Consider the following 731-nt stretch of genomic DNA (forward strand, 5'->3'; position numbering starts at 1 on the left):
GGGGCGAACATGAGGTAGTTGCCCGGCGATTGCGGCTTGTCAGAAACATGGAACTGGAAGGCGTAGTTCTGGCCCGTTGGGGTCTTGAACAGACGCACCGGCCGGTCACCGAACGGGCTGGACCACAGACCGATCGGCGAGAACTGGAACGGCCACAGGGCCGCAACATTGCCCTCAGTGATCTTAAGCGGCCGCAGCAGCTTTTCCCGGCCGGGCATGCGGTTGAACCATGCCGTTGCCGCGCCGACTGTCTCGCAGCAGTAACGGATCCGCGCATTGTCGAGGATGGACGTAACCTGATCTATGAGGGAGGTCAGCTCGGCCTCGTTGCGAGCCCGCACGGTGATTTGGAATTGCGTTTCCTGAAGCTGTTGGGAATTGTTGAGAAGATCCTCGTTGACCGCTTCCAACTCGGCCAGGACAGCACCTGTCCCGAAATAGTTGTGCTTCTGCTCGGTGATTTGTCGGGTGAAAAGGGCGATTTGCTTGGTGCTGTCGAGCGGCTTGACGATCTGACAGACTTCCAGCTCACCGCTGAGTGCCAGCAGACGGGACACCAGCATGCCGGAAACGGTTTCCGGCCAGCCGCGAACGGCAATCACCCGGTTGAACGTCTTGTGCGGCGTAAAGGTGTCAATCGCGCCGTCTGTCGAAACGTGAATGTCAGAGGCGGGCAGGTTGGCGCTGATCCCGGCGCTAAGACGCGCAATCTCGGGTTTCAGCTCACCGCA

At 59.8% G+C, this 731-nt stretch carries 1 protein-coding gene; it reads right to left on the reverse strand.

Features of this window, described 5'->3' with window-relative positions:
* The coding region (locus ACYQ6M_RS30345; protein ID WP_460077695.1) for a VirB4 family type IV secretion/conjugal transfer ATPase at nucleotides 1-731 on the reverse strand (731 nt) is incomplete at both ends.

The organism is Roseibium sp. ROS1 (assembly GCF_054658215.1).